Source organism: Thermoanaerobacterium xylanolyticum LX-11, from assembly GCF_000189775.2.
Lineage (GTDB): Bacteria > Bacillota > Thermoanaerobacteria > Thermoanaerobacterales > Thermoanaerobacteraceae > Thermoanaerobacterium > Thermoanaerobacterium thermosulfurigenes.
On sequence record NC_015555.1, the window covers coordinates 946,590 to 960,613 of the forward strand.

Genomic DNA, 14,024 nt, shown 5'->3' on the forward strand with positions numbered 1-14,024 from the left:
TTCAAACTTGCTTTCATTTGTTCCACTCCTATGGTTGCAGATTGTGTAAGACCTGTTGTGAATAACAGCAGACAACTGTCAATGAAATAGAAAGCTCCATCCTCTATAGGATGGAGATGGTTCACATACTTTCTACGGCACAGTCTATAAAATCTTTAATATTTATTATATTTGTAGCATCGCTTGTATATATTTTTTTGTTATTAGCTTTAAATACAAAGTATGGTGCTGAATTAAATATATCTGGTGATGCTACAATTATATCTGCTTTTTTGTTTTCTAATATCCATAATGCTACATTAATTCCTCTTTTTTCCGAAAGATTTATTTTTTCATTGCTACATATTTCTTGATTTAATATTTTTTTGTCTTTTAAATCGTATGTTATAAAAGCGAAATATGGAGATTCACCAAATTTTTTAGAAATTTCTTTAATCTCAGGCTTTTGCAGAGGAATAGCTATTTTAATTTGCTGCTTTTCGTAAGGTTCATAGTGCAATGTTATGCTATCAATATTAGGCAAATTATCATATATTTCTTCTTCTATCATATTTGATAATTTATGAGCTTCCTCTAAAGTTACTATATCGAATTTCACATCAATTTCTATAAATATGTATCTTCCAGCTTTTCTACCTTTAATTTTTGTTATTTCGCTTACTTGTGGGAATGACATAATTATACTTCTTATTTCTTCAATAGTATTATAATCTATGCTTACATCTAGCAATACCATTATGGATTCTTTAAGCAATTTCCATCCTGAATAAGCAATAAGAACAACAATCGCCATTGTTATGTACTTATCAATATTTATTTTGAATATATTCAATAAAATATTTACTGCCAAAACTAACATTGAAAGCATATCTGATTTTATATGTTCAGAATCAGCAATAATTCCAGGCGCACTATACTTGATTCCAATTTTTCTTTCAAATCTGCTGTATAAAAATATGACAAATGTTATTAAACAAAGTATAGCTATAGTTATAATTTTGCTTTCAAATGAGGAATTTAAAGATTTTGAATTTTCAAAAATACCTTTACCTATTTCAAAAGCAGTTAGTATAATTAAAATTGATACAAATGCAGATGTAAAATTTTCTATTTTATAAAGCCCGTATGGGTAGTTTTTTACTTTTCTTGAAGATAAATATATTCCTGATAACACTATAAAAGATGAAAATACGTCTAAGCCTGAATGTACAGCATCTGCTGTGAGAGCAGTACTACCAGAATATTTTCCTAAGAAATATTTTGTTATAGCTAATGCTGTATTAAGAATTATGGAATATGTAGTTACTAAGTATATGATTTTGTTGCTTAAATTTTTATTTTCCATACCTACATCTCCAAAAATTATTTTGACACATAGGATTTATCCTTTTAATATTACGAGAAAAACATTTAGGGCATACTATTTGTCTTCCTGTACCATATGGTACTTCCCAAAGATATCCACAGTCATAACATTTAAATTTCCTCATAGGCTCCATAGTTTACCTTCTTTCGTTTTTAAAAATTATTTTACTTATGTTTATTATAACATAAAAATGCTTTTTTAATATTGTTTTTTTTATAGATAAAAGTACAATTGCAAATTGTTAAACTATTTTCTTAACAAATTTTGATATTTTATTGACATAAGTTTATTATAATTTTATAATTGAGTTAATGATATGAAATAAACATTTAAAAAATAGGAGGTAATTAGATTGATAGAAACAGATGTTTTGGTTGTAGGAGGAAGCGCAGGAGGAATTCTTGCAGCATTGTCGGCAAAAAAAACTTATAAAGACAAGAAAGTAACAGTTGTTCGTATGACTAAAAAAGTGATGGTGCCTTGCGGTATACCATATATATTTGGTACGCTGAAAGACACAGCAAAAAATGTTATACCTGATTCAATGCTTACAAATGCAGGTATAGATATAATAATAGATGAAGTTTTAAAAATAGATAAAGACAACAATTTAGCAGTTACAAGAGAAAATGGTGAAATAAAGTATGACAAGATGATCATGGCCACTGGTTCATTGCCACTTATGCCAACTTTTATTCCTGGATATGATATAGAAAATGTGTATCCAATAAAAAAAGATGAAGATTACTTAAAGATCGTTCAAGAGAGCATTAACAATGCTAATGATATTGTTGTTATTGGTGGAGGTTTTATTGGCGTTGAGATGGCAGAACAAATAAAAGCATTAGATAAGAATGTGACATTGATTGAAATTGCTGATAAACTTTTGTGGCAAGCATTTGACGCTGAGTATAGCGATATGGTTGAAGCAATAATTAAGCAAAAAGGTGTAGTGATAAAAACAAATACTAAAGTTACGAAGATTTTAGGTGAAACAAAAGTAGAAGGTGTAGAACTTGAAAATGGAGAAATAGTAAAAGCAGATATTGTAATATTAGGAATGGGCGTTGTACCAAATACAAAATTAGCAAAAGAAACTGGAATAAAGCTTAATGAAAAAGGAGCTATTGTAGTTGATGAATATATGAGGACAAGTGCTGCTAATATATTTGCTGTTGGAGATTGTGCAGAGAAAAAATGTTTCTTTACCAGAAAAAATGTTCCTATTTTATTGGCTTCAACAGCTGCAAATGAAGCGAAAATTGCAGGAGTAAATGTGTTTAATCTAAGATTGGTTAAAGAAAATAAAGGAACGATAAGTGCTTTTTCTACAAAAATATATGATACTGCTTTTGCTGCTGCAGGTTTAACAGAAGTCCAAGCTAAAAAGGAAGGTTTTGATATAGTTATTGGTGAATTTTCAACAATGGATAAACATCCAGGATCGTTACCAAATGCTAAAAGTATAAAGATGAAGCTAATATTTTCAAGGTATTCTGGTGTCATAATAGGTGCTCAGATATCTGGTGGTGAAAGCGTTGGCGAAATGATAAATATTTTGAGTCTTGCTATACAAAAAGGGCTTACAGCTTCAGAGTTAAATACATTCCAAACGGCAACACATCCATTGTTGACAGCATCTCCAGTGTCATATCCTATTAACTCAGCAGCTCTTGACGCTTTATCTAAAATGTAATAATAAAAATGTAATTAACTTTTATGATTACAAAGTAAAATTAATCATAGAAATTACCTCTGTTTAAGTAAATAGGGGTAATTTTTTTATGATTATTGACATATGAAGAAATTAATTATATCATATATAATGAACATATGTTAATTACGATCTAAGCGGTGATAGAATTGGAAAATGTATATTTACAAAATTTAATAGATTTTTTAGAAAAGATAGGTGTAAAAATCACATTAACCAGATTGATACTTCTAAAGACATTTACAGACAATCCTGATGTTCATTTTGATTTCAATAGTTTGCTGAAAATTGTCAAAAAAGAAGATCCTAATTATGGTGTAGCTACTCTTTATAGAAATTTGGACATGTTGATTAAAAAAAATATCATTTCTGTCAATACAATCAATAATGTAAAATATTATGAGATTATTACACCTCAAAAAGGCAATATTCATACACATTTGATTTGTAAATATTGTAACAATGTGGAAGAGTATTCAGGATATGAAGTCATACAATTTTTAAATTTAATTAAAGATAAGTATGGATTTGATATAAATTATGGCAGCATTAATGTATATGGTATATGTAAAAAATGTAGAGAAAAACTCAAAGAATAGAAAATTAATAGTAGCATCTTTATAAAATATAAGAGCTACTATTAATAAAATTGATTTAGTTTTGGGCTTTTATACTTAAGCTTATTAAACCTGCTAAAATTGGTATGATTGCCATTAATAAAATTGCTGATGTAATACCATTAAAATCAATGAGTATTCCAAATAATCCTACGCCAAGACCACCTATTCCTGTCCCAAATCCAAGTGCCAAGCCAGAAGCCATTGCAGCATTTTTGCTCAGCAAACTTTGAGCAAGCACGGTAGTAATTGAGAATGATGCTAAAAGCATTGTACCTGCAATAATAAGCATTATATAACTTAACATACCGGTTGTTAAAATAAAAATAAGAAAGAAAAAGCTGGAGAGTATTAATGAAGTAGTTAAAATCAACTTTTTACCGTACTTATCAGCTAACATTCCTCCAATAAGGCCACCAAGAGCACCTGCAAATAGCATAAAGAAAAGCAATTTGCTTGATAAAAGGACAGATACATTTTTATGTTTTAAATAAAGGGCTAAATACGACAACATACCATAATATGTTAATGAACGCAATGCAACGACAATCATGATTTTAGTAAGTTCTTTCCATGATGTGCGTAGAGTTATAAGCAAGGGTGAATATTCTTTTTTTACATTTGAAGATGATGCATTATTTTTACTAAGAGATAAAAACAATAAAATAAAAGCAATCAAGCCTGGGATTACAAAAATAGGCGTTATTGATAAACCGTACTTTTCCACAAACGGAACAACCGTTAATGGAGTGAGAGCCCATCCTATGTTGCCTAATGTCACGAAAAAAGCTTGATTTGTGTTTCTTTTTTCAACGGAGCTAAATTCAGTTGTCATAGCAGATGCTTGTGGATGAAAAGCAGCAGTACCAATACCAGCAATTCCAGAGATTATTAAAAGCAGTGGGTAACTTTTCATTATCCCTAATAGGCTAAGCAAAACAGCCATAAACAATGTCCCAATATAGACAAACCATTTTTGATTTTTAACATCAACAATATATCCAATGATTGGTTGTATTAATGATGATGTTATTGTAAAGACAGATACTAAAAATCCTGCTTTGCCTGCACTAAGTCCTGCAGCAATTAAAAACGGCATAAGTGTTTGAATGAAATTCATGTAATAATCATTTACCATGTGAGAAAGAGAAAGAATAAATAATTTTGTTTTGTTTGTTTTTACAATGGTCATACAAAATTCCTCCTAGACAATAGTTATAAATCGTAATATTAAATAAGTAAAAATTACTATTTAGGATTTTATAACTATTTATATACAATGTCAAGTTAGAGTCTTACGACGATAGAGATAAAAAATGTCAAAATTTTTTATTTTATTATTGACATATGACAAAAATAGTGATACTATATAATTGTGAAACGGTCATAAGACCAAAATATTTTAAAGGAGTGGTTTACATGCCAAGAGGAGATGGCACAGGCCCAATGGGATATGGTCCAATGTCTGGAAGAGGTATGGGATTTTGTTGTGGTCATGGTGCTCCAGGATATATGAGTGGACATGGTATACACAGAGGATATAGAAACATGTATTACGCAACTAAAGCACCGTTTTGGGCAAGATATGGCAGTGCTGTGGACGAGAAATCTTACCTTAATGCACAAGCCCAATACCTCAAGGATCAACTTAAATATATAGAAGACAGATTGAAGGATTTAGACGATAACGACGAAGACAAAAATAACAAGTAAATATTATGAAAAGCTGGTGGCAATTATTGCTACTGGCTTTATTTTTTTTGAAAGTACATATAAAAATTTATGCATAATTATTTTAATTTTTATGAATATAAATGTATCAGAATAGCATAAATGAAATTTTTGTTTTTTAAAAAATTATTTTGAATAATTTATTGCATAATTAGCTGATATAGTTTAAACTTAATTTTGGAAGAAACTCCATTTGATATATTTGGTGCTTTATATAAGACTGTGGGAGGCAATTATAATAATGTTTGTTGGCAATAATAAATTAAGAAGCAGATTAAGCGTAAAAAATATACTGGGAATCCTCTTTGGCACTTTTATTTATTCAATTGGAATTAATACATTTATCGTACATGCAAGACTTTTAAGTGGTGGTGTATCTGGGATTTCTCTAATTGTACAGTATTTGACAGGACTTCCTGCCGGATACACGATTTTCATGCTGAATATACCATTGCTTATTTTAAGCTACAAAAAAATAGGTTCTCGATTTACTTTCTATACGATATTAGGTACAGCTTCTCTATCTGTTTTTTTGATATTAACTCAGTTTTTAGATAAATTAATCAATTTTGACGATCCCATATTGTTATGCCTTTACGGTGGTGTACTTACAGGTGCAGGCATGGGAATAGTCTTTGCTAATCATGGTTCAACTGGTGGACTTGATATCATATCTGTACTGGTAAAGAAAAAATATGAGAATTTTGAATTGGGTAAGACAAACCTATATATTAATTTTTTCATAGTCTTGGCTGGAGCAATATTTATAGGACTTAAAAGTGCTTTATACACACTTGTTTCAATGTCTATAAATTCGTTTGTATTAGACAAAACGATAAATGGATTTAACAGGCGAAAGATGCTTTTTATAATTACAAATGATGAGGAAAAGATTAGCAATGCAATCATGAATGATTTAAAAAGAGGTGTTACGTTTATTCAAGCTGAAGGCGCATATACAAAGACTAATCGCAGAATACTGTATTGTGTTGTATCACTTTCACAAATTCCATATATTAAACACTTAGTTTACAGCATTGACAGCAATGCATTTATATCAATATTGGACGTTTCTGAGGTAAGAGGGAAAGGATTTATGGACGATTTATTTTAGCAAAATTTTATTGTTGAATATTTAACAAAATAGGTATATAATTTTATTATAAAAATACTAAGCCCAAGGGAATTACTGAGGGCAAGGGAAGGAGAAATTAATATATGGATAGGCAGATTGCAGATTTTATTGACGACGAGAAGATAAAAGCGGCTTTAAGATATGGTGAAAGTGCATCAAAGGATGAAGCTTTAAAAATCATTGAAAAAGCTAAAAATTTAAAGGGCATTACGCCTGAAGAAGCAGCAGTTCTTCTAAACTTGGAAGATGATGAGATTCTTGAAGAAATGTACAAAGTTGCGAGATACATTAAAGAGCAGATTTATGGCAACAGAATAGTTATATTTGCACCGCTTTATATAAGCAATTACTGTGTCAATAATTGTAGATATTGTGGCTATAAACATTCTAACGAGCAAGAACGAAAAAGACTTACTATGGATGAGGTAAGGCGTGAGATAGAAATATTAGAGGAAATGGGGCACAAAAGGCTTGCAGTCGAGGCAGGTGAGGATCCTGTAAATTGTCCTATTGATTATGTATTGGATGTTATCAAGACTATTTACGATACAAAGTTGAAAAATGGCAGCATAAGAAGAGTCAATGTAAATATAGCTGCTACGACTGTTGAAGATTATAAAAAGTTAAAAGATGTAGGAATAGGGACATATATATTATTTCAAGAGACTTACCACAGGCCCACATACGAATACATGCATCCGACAGGGCCAAAACATGACTACGATTATCACACAACTGCTATGGATAGAGCCATGGAAGCTGGTATTGATGATGTAGGCATGGGAGTCTTGTATGGACTTTATGACTACAAGTACGAGACAATAGCACTTTTGTACCACGCAAATCATCTTGACGAAAAATTCGGTGTTGGGCCACATACTATATCTGTTCCAAGGCTTAGACCTGCTTTAAATATTACTCTTGATGAGTATCCATATCTGGTGTCTGATAAGGATTTTAAAAAACTTGTAGCAGTAATACGTCTGGCTGTGCCATACACAGGTATGATTTTATCTACGAGAGAGCTTCCTGAATTTAGAGAAGAAGTTATAAGCGTAGGTATATCTCAGATAAGTGCAGGTTCTTGCACAGGTGTGGGTGGCTATTACGAAGAAATATCGAAAAAGGCTGAAACGAAGCCACAATTTGAAGTAGGAGATCATAGGACGCCAAATGAGATATTGAGGACACTATGTGAGCAGCATTATCTGCCAAGCTATTGTACGGCATGTTATAGGATGGGGCGCACTGGTGACAGATTTATGAGCTTTGCTAAAACAGGGCAGATTCACAACTTCTGCTTGCCAAATGCGATACTTACATTTAAGGAGTTCCTCTTAGATTATGGCGATGAAGCTACAAAGGCTATAGGTGAAGAAACGATTGCTGCAAACATAGAAAATATTCCTTCTGAGAAGGTAAGAGAAGAAACGAAAAATAGACTCAAACGGTTAGAAAATGGTGAAAGAGATCTGTATTTTTAAGAAAATCCGGGTTATCCCGGATTTTTCCATATCTTTTTGCGGTCACCTTTGTCGTGCCCAATTATTCTATTTTCTGAAATAATCAATTTCTTGATATTTTCTATATCATTAACTACTTTAGAACCATCATCAGAAGTTTTTCCTGGATACAGAGCATACAATTTTTTATATTCATTAAGCCCCATATTTGGCATTATGACATTTGCACCTGCTCGTAATCCTTGCAAATATCCATTTTCAGCTTTGACACCTAAAGCGGTGGTAGCTGGCATATTAATGTCTGGAAGCAAAAGTCGAGTCAAGGCTATCATTTTTAATACAAGATCTACATTACCACCTTTTTTGTTTTCTAATGGAGTATTTGGAGTTGGTATAAATGGACCCATTCCTATCATGTCAGCATCAATTTCTTTAAAGAAAAGAATATCTTCAGCCAGCATATCTAAAGTTTGTCCAGGTAATCCTATAAGGCATCCAGTACCTACTTCATAACCCAGTTCTTTCAAATCCATTAAACATCTAACGCGATTATCAAAACTCATATTTGGATGAAATTTTTTGTAAAGATCTCTATTTGTTGTTTCTATTCGAAGCAAGTATCTATCTGCGCCAGCTTTTTTTAGATCTGCATATTCCTTTGTTGTCAATTCACCAATGCTTAGTGTAATAGACAAATCAAGATCCTTTATCTTCTCTACGATGTTGCATAAATCTTTAATTTTAAAATATTTATCTTCACCACCTTGTAGTACTACAGTTTTTAATCCAGCATCTTTTGTAGCTTTTGCGCATTGCAAAATTTCATTTTCGTTCATCCTATACCTTTTTATTGACTTATTGTAGACTCTAAGGCCACAATAATAGCATGTTCTGCAGCAATAATTGCTTATTTCAATCAAGCCTCGTAAATGAACCACATCACCAACAAATTTTTTCCTTACTCTATCTGCGGCTTTGCAGATTTCATCAGTGTATTCAGAATTTAGTAGAGTAATAAGATCTTCCTTGCTTAATGTGTGCTCATTTTCAACATATGAAATTAAATATTTTATGTGATCATGATTAATTTGATAATCAATTCTACTCATTTCAAAAATCAGCCTCTCATTTTTTATAATTAACATTATATCATACAAAAAATAAAAATTTTAATATTTTTGTTGACATATGCCTAAAATAATTATATATTTATAATTGTATATAACGTATGTTTAAAATGTTGGAGGGTTGTTTATGAAAGTTGCGATTTCTTCAGAAGGTGATAATTTAAATTCAATTGTGGATTCAAGATTCGGCAGAGCAAGGTATTTTATCGTTATTGATACTGAATCAATGAATTACAAAGCTATTGATAATACTGCAGCATCATCTGCAGGTGGTGCTGGCACAAAGGCAGCACAACTTCTATTAGATGAGGGAGTTGACTCAATTATATCAAGTAATGTTGGACCAAATGCATTAGAAGTATTTCAGGCGGCTGGGATAAATATTTATAAATCGATCAATGATACTATTGAGAAAAATGTAGAAGAGTTAAAAAAGGGTACGTTAGAGAAAATTGAATTGCCTACTAATAATGGTCATCATGGAGAGCATTAAAAATGAGAGGTTACAAGATAGCTGTTTTGAGTGGCAAGGGTGGAACTGGAAAAACTACAGTTTCTTCCAATTTGGCTAAGATTCAAAAAAGCATTTATGTAGATTGCGATATAGAAGAACCTAATGGATATTTGTTTTTAAAACCTGAAATAGAGAAAGTAAAAGATGTAAATGTAATGATTCCTGACATAGATTATGATAAATGTACCCTTTGCGGTGAATGTACAAGAGCGTGCAGATTTGGTGCACTAACAAAGTTGATAAAGAAAATACTTATTTTTGACCATTTATGCCATTCATGTGGAGCGTGTTATGAAATATGCCCATATAATGCTATAAAAGAAATACCAAAGAAAATTGGTACTATAAGGGTTGGACATTCAGATGATATAGACTTTATAGATGGCAAGTTAAATATAGGTGAAGCTTCAGGGGTTCCTATAATAAAAGAAATTAAAGATTTGATAAAAGATACAGATAAAAACGTGATCATTGATAGTCCACCTGGGACATCTTGTTCTGTCATCCATTCTATTGAAGGAAGTGACTATTGCCTTTTAGTTACTGAACCTACTCCTTATGGACTACATGATCTGAAACTGGCTGTTGAACTTGTAAAAGAGATGAATTTGCCATTTGCAGTCATCATCAATAAATCAGGAGAAGAAGATAGCATTATAGAGAATTATTGCAAAGAAGAAAGTATAAATGTGCTTGCAAAAATTCCATTTAAAAAAGAATATGCTGAACTATATTCTAAAGGGAATCTGCTAATTGAAGAAGATGATGAAATAAGACATATATTTGAAAATTTATCACAGAGATTAATGGAGCTGATTGAAAGATGAAACAGTTGGTTATATTAAGTGGTAAAGGCGGGACTGGAAAGACAACAGTTGCAACGACGTTAAGTGAAATTATAGAAAATAAAGTAATGGCGGATTGCGATGTTGAAGCTCCTAACCTAAATATACTTTTCAACGGAGAAATACAAAAAGTTGATAATTTCTATGGTAAAGAAGTAGCATTAATAGATGAAGAGAAGTGCATAAAATGTGGTTTGTGTGAGACATTGTGCAGATTTGACGCGATTTCTGATTATAAGGTGAATCCATATTATTGTGAAGGCTGTGGACTTTGCTCTTATAAGTGCCCCAACGGCGCAATTAAGATGATTGAAGAAAACACAGGTGAAATTATAGTAGGAGAGAATAAGAAAGGTGAAAAAATAATATATGCCGAGTTGTTTCCAGGTGCTGATGGTTCTGGAAAGTTAGTAACAGAGGTGAGAAAAAAAGCTACTGAGAATAAAGGTGACTGTGACTATATTATAATTGATGGTACGCCTGGAATAGGATGTCCCGTTTTATCTTCTGCAACAGGTGCAGATGTTGCTCTTATTGTTACTGAGCCGACTGTTTCAGGTTTTGAAGATATGAAAAGAGTGCTTAAAGCAATTGAAAGCTTTAAAATAAAATCTCTTGTTTGCATAAATAAGTGGGATATTAATAAGGATATTTCTAATAATATAGAGACATATTGCAATGAAAACAATATAGATATTGTAGGAAAAATAAATTTTGATGAAACAGTAATTAAAGCTTTGAAAAGATTTCAAAGCATTAATAAATATCCTGACAGCATTGCATACAGACAGATTTTAGATATGTGGAGAAAAATAAAAAAATATTTAGATGAAAGGATTGATGTTTAAATGAAGATAGCTGTTGCTACTGATGGAAGAAATGTTTCAATGCATTTTGGACATTGTGAAGGATTTACGATTTTTAATGTTGAAGGAGATAAAATAGTAAATGCCAATTTTATTGAAAATCCTGGACATAGGCCAGGATATTTGCCGGCATTTTTGAAAGACAAAGGTGTTGAATGCATCATTTCAGGTGGAATGGGTTCCAGTGCAATAGATTTGTTCAATTCTTACGGCATTGATGTTATTACAGGAGCATCTGGCGATGCTGAAGATGTTGTAAAGAGATATATAGATGGAACGTTGATATCTACAGGTAGTGCATGTGAAAAACATGAGCATGAAGGACACTGTGAAGACTAAAAAATGAGGACTGTCTACTCTCTTGTAGATAGTCCTCATTTTTATGGAAAAGAGGTGTTTTGATGGAATTACAAGTGTTAATTGAAAATGTAGTTTATAAAAAAGGTTTCTTAGCTGAACACGGTTTATCAATGCTTTTAAAAAAAGAAGACAAATCAGTTTTGGTAGATACGGGGCAGAGTGGCAATTTTATTATAAATTCTGGATTGATGGGTATAAACCTAAAGGATGTAAACAAGGTAATACTGACACATGGTCATTATGATCATGTTGGTGGACTTAAAAATCTTTTGGAGGAAAATAAAGACGTGCGCATTTATGCAAATCATAAGATACTTAATAGAAAATATGCTGTACGTAAAAATGGCACAATTGATGAAATAGGTTTTGATTTGTCATTATACGAAAAAAACAAAGGAAATTTTGTGCTAATTCATGAAGATGCAGAAGTGGAAAAAGATTTTTTCGTAGTTAACAATATTGATGAGAAATACAACAACGATTTTACGACTAAAAATTTTTTAGTTGAAAAAGATAATACAAAAATAAAAGATAGTTTTTTGGATGAAATATTTGTTGTTGTTAAAGAGAATGACTGTATAAACATAATTACAGGATGCTCGCATTTAGGTATTTTAAATATACTGTATACAGCAGAAAGTAAATTTAAGGGCTATAAAATAAAATCACTTATTGGTGGATTTCATTTAAAGGGGATGACTGAAGAAGACATTGTGAACATTTCAGAAACAATGAAAGATTATGATATACAATATATTTATACAGGTCATTGTACAGGTATAGATGAGTACGGAATCATGAAGCAAATTTTAGGAGACAGGGTATCTTATTTGACTACCAGTTCATCTATAATTTTGTAAAAATATAAAAAATATGGTCGTGGGATAAATTCCTACGACCATATTATATTGAATCGATAAATTGTTTAGTGCCAATCATTAGGAATCAGTTATTTTCTGATTGAAAATGTATATTTTTACCGAAACCTGCTCCATGTCCTTTGCCATATCCATTACCTGACATTCCATTTCTTCCAAAGCCTATTCCAAGTCCTGTACCACCATTGCCAGTACCATCACATGCATTTATTCTTTCTTTAAGTAGTGATTTTAGCTCTGTTGCTCTTTCTTCTGTAATTACACCATTTTTAACCATTTGGTCTATATAGTCGGTTTTTTGTTTTAACAAAGCATTTTTGAAGTCTTCTAATTTTACGCCATTTTCAACCGCTATTTGTTCCAGTGTCTTACCGGAATTTAAAAGTTTCAATGTTTCGTCTGTAGACTTTCCTAAAAGATTTGCCATAAAATCTACCATTTGAGCTCTGCCATACCTTGGTGCAGTATACGATGTGTTTGTTTGAGGCGAATTGTTATTTGCTGTTTCTGCATATGCAGCAATGCCTGTTAAAAGTAAACCTCCTACCATGATTGATGCTACTAATTTTTTGATGTTCATAAAAACATCTCCTTTCAAAATTTATTTATCTTACACTTTTATTTTACCCATTATATTTGATACATCTTTAATGAAATTGTGATGTTTTTGTGAAGATTTTTTGATTGTGTTGTAAATGGTTTTTAAAATATGTAAACTAAAATTGGAGGTGTTTCATTGATGGCAAAGGTTTTAGTCATTGAAGACGAGGAAGGAATGAGGGACATTTTAAAAACTTACTTAGAGAAAAATAATTTTGATGCTTTATTTGCTGAAGATGGCAGTACAGGAATAAATATGTTTAAAAATAACTCTTTTGATATAGTTTTGTTGGATGTAATGTTGCCAGATATGAGTGGTTGGAATGTTTTAAAGACAATAAGAGAATCATCTAAAATACCTGTGATGATGATAACCGCCCGAAGTGAAGAATACGACAGACTTTTAGGATTTGAGCTTGGCGCTGATGATTACGTAGTTAAACCATTTAGTCCTAGAGAAGTCATAGCAAGGATAAAAGCTATTTTATCGAGATCTAAATGGGCTGAATCGGATAATTCAATATCTTTTTCAGGCATTACTATTGATACTGATTCAAGAGTTGTTAAAGTTGATGGAAAGAAAATAGACCTTACTCCAAAAGAATTTGATCTTTTAAGTTTGCTTGCACAAAACATGGGTAAGGCATTAAGCCGTGAGAAATGCCTTAATATTGTTTGGGGATATGAATTTTTTGGCGATTTAAGGACAGTCGATACACATATAAAGCAATTGAGAGAAAAACTTGGCGATAAAAGGGACATTATAAAAACAGTATGGGGTTATGGATATAAATTAGGTGGTGATTAA

The 14,024-nt window shown here is 31.5% G+C and carries 16 protein-coding genes; 11 read left to right on the top strand and 5 right to left on the bottom strand.

What is annotated here, in order from left to right:
- Positions 1–121: 121 nt before the first annotated feature.
- On the bottom strand, positions 122–1,345 hold the full coding sequence (locus THEXY_RS04645; protein ID WP_013787678.1) for a cation diffusion facilitator family transporter: 1,224 nt from the start codon (positions 1,343–1,345) through the stop codon (positions 122–124).
- Complete coding sequence (locus THEXY_RS13095; protein WP_489884369.1) at positions 1,335–1,499, bottom strand: hypothetical protein; 165 nt, start codon at positions 1,497–1,499, stop codon at positions 1,335–1,337. Before THEXY_RS13095 ends, THEXY_RS04645 begins: the two co-directional genes overlap by 11 nt.
- A gap of 222 nt (positions 1,500–1,721) precedes the next feature.
- On the opposite strand from THEXY_RS13095, the gene THEXY_RS04650 reads away from it, so the two are divergent.
- Both THEXY_RS04650 and THEXY_RS04655 read left to right on the top strand, forming a co-directional pair.
- Positions 1,722–3,062, top strand: a complete 1,341-nt coding sequence (locus THEXY_RS04650) for an FAD-dependent oxidoreductase (protein WP_041592211.1) — start codon at positions 1,722–1,724, stop codon at positions 3,060–3,062.
- Between the two features lie 158 nt (positions 3,063–3,220).
- The gene (locus tag THEXY_RS04655) at positions 3,221–3,679 is read left to right on the top strand and encodes a Fur family transcriptional regulator (protein WP_013787680.1); all 459 of its coding nucleotides are present in this window, start codon (positions 3,221–3,223) and stop codon (positions 3,677–3,679) included.
- A 55-nt stretch (positions 3,680–3,734) separates the two neighbouring features.
- Here the strand turns inward: THEXY_RS04655 and THEXY_RS04660 are convergent, their stop codons facing one another.
- Positions 3,735–4,889, bottom strand: a complete 1,155-nt coding sequence (locus tag THEXY_RS04660) for an MFS transporter (RefSeq protein ID WP_013787681.1) — start codon at positions 4,887–4,889, stop codon at positions 3,735–3,737.
- A 227-nt stretch (positions 4,890–5,116) separates the two neighbouring features.
- Between THEXY_RS04660 and THEXY_RS04665 the strand changes: the two genes are divergently transcribed.
- From THEXY_RS04665 to hydG, 3 genes are all read left to right on the top strand, one after another.
- Positions 5,117–5,410, top strand: a complete 294-nt coding sequence (locus THEXY_RS04665) for a DUF5320 domain-containing protein (protein WP_013787682.1) — start codon at positions 5,117–5,119, stop codon at positions 5,408–5,410.
- A gap of 259 nt (positions 5,411–5,669) precedes the next feature.
- Positions 5,670–6,542: a YitT family protein gene (locus tag THEXY_RS04670; protein WP_013787683.1), complete on the top strand. Its 873-nt coding sequence runs from the start codon at positions 5,670–5,672 to the stop codon at positions 6,540–6,542.
- 104 nt (positions 6,543–6,646) lie between these two features.
- Positions 6,647–8,047, top strand: coding sequence for a [FeFe] hydrogenase H-cluster radical SAM maturase HydG (hydG, locus tag THEXY_RS04675; protein WP_013787684.1), 1,401 nt, complete (start codon positions 6,647–6,649; stop codon positions 8,045–8,047).
- Between the two features lie 11 nt (positions 8,048–8,058).
- On the opposite strand, the gene hydE is transcribed toward hydG, so the two are convergent.
- Positions 8,059–9,135: a [FeFe] hydrogenase H-cluster radical SAM maturase HydE gene (gene hydE, locus THEXY_RS04680; RefSeq protein ID WP_013787685.1), complete on the bottom strand. Its 1,077-nt coding sequence runs from the start codon at positions 9,133–9,135 to the stop codon at positions 8,059–8,061.
- A 145-nt stretch (positions 9,136–9,280) separates the two neighbouring features.
- Between hydE and THEXY_RS04685 the strand changes: the two genes are divergently transcribed.
- The 5 genes from THEXY_RS04685 to THEXY_RS04705 all read left to right on the top strand — a co-directional run bounded on the left by THEXY_RS04685 (position 9,281) and on the right by THEXY_RS04705 (position 12,598).
- Positions 9,281–9,646 carry a NifB/NifX family molybdenum-iron cluster-binding protein gene (locus THEXY_RS04685; RefSeq protein ID WP_013787686.1) on the top strand — a complete coding sequence of 122 codons (366 nt, stop codon included), beginning with the start codon at positions 9,281–9,283 and terminating at the stop codon, positions 9,644–9,646.
- A 2-nt stretch (positions 9,647–9,648) separates the two neighbouring features.
- Positions 9,649–10,494: an ATP-binding protein gene (locus THEXY_RS04690; protein ID WP_013787687.1), complete on the top strand. Its 846-nt coding sequence runs from the start codon at positions 9,649–9,651 to the stop codon at positions 10,492–10,494.
- Positions 10,491–11,360 (top strand): ATP-binding protein, encoded by an 870-nt coding sequence (locus THEXY_RS04695; RefSeq protein ID WP_013787688.1) that lies wholly within the window; start codon positions 10,491–10,493, stop codon positions 11,358–11,360. The genes THEXY_RS04690 and THEXY_RS04695 overlap by 4 nt, the downstream gene beginning before the upstream one ends.
- A complete protein-coding gene (locus THEXY_RS04700) occupies positions 11,361–11,717 on the top strand; it encodes a NifB/NifX family molybdenum-iron cluster-binding protein (RefSeq protein ID WP_013787689.1) in 357 nt (118 codons plus the stop codon). It abuts the gene before it with no gap.
- 62 nt (positions 11,718–11,779) lie between these two features.
- Positions 11,780–12,598 (top strand): MBL fold metallo-hydrolase, encoded by an 819-nt coding sequence (locus THEXY_RS04705; protein ID WP_013787690.1) that lies wholly within the window; start codon positions 11,780–11,782, stop codon positions 12,596–12,598.
- 85 nt (positions 12,599–12,683) lie between these two features.
- On the opposite strand, the gene THEXY_RS04710 is transcribed toward THEXY_RS04705, so the two are convergent.
- Positions 12,684–13,196 (bottom strand): hypothetical protein, encoded by a 513-nt coding sequence (locus THEXY_RS04710; RefSeq protein WP_013787691.1) that lies wholly within the window; start codon positions 13,194–13,196, stop codon positions 12,684–12,686.
- Positions 13,197–13,355: 159 nt separating this feature from the next.
- Between THEXY_RS04710 and THEXY_RS04715 the strand changes: the two genes are divergently transcribed.
- The gene (locus tag THEXY_RS04715) at positions 13,356–14,024 is read left to right on the top strand and encodes a response regulator transcription factor (RefSeq protein ID WP_013787692.1); all 669 of its coding nucleotides are present in this window, start codon (positions 13,356–13,358) and stop codon (positions 14,022–14,024) included.